Annotated in this window: 1 pseudogene; it reads left to right on the top strand. The window is 73.7% G+C overall.

Annotated features, from left to right (window positions below):
• Positions 1–13: 13 nt before the first annotated feature.
• Positions 14–232: pseudogene (locus tag J0695_RS39795) on the top strand (hypothetical protein); the annotation flags it as partial.

Genomic DNA, 232 nt, shown 5'->3' with positions numbered 1-232 from the left:
CGCGCATCTCACCATGGCCGTCGGGACCATCAGCGCCAATCTCGACCGCGAGGCCCCGGCGAAGGCGGACGTCGCACTTCTCGACTGGCCGTTCGCGACAGCGGACCGGGCCGCCCAGATCTCCGACGACACCCGCACGCTCGCCGCAAGCACGGGCACCGACCTCTCCGACCTCTCCGCCCTGTACGCACAGACCGCGGCCGCCGTCGCAGACCGCCTCCCCGCCGCCCCC

This window comes from Streptomyces beijiangensis (assembly GCF_017315755.1).
GTDB classification, from domain to species: domain Bacteria; phylum Actinomycetota; class Actinomycetes; order Streptomycetales; family Streptomycetaceae; genus Streptomyces; species Streptomyces beijiangensis.
Note: the sequence above shows the minus strand (reverse complement) of the source record. Positions and strands in the feature narration are given on the sequence as shown.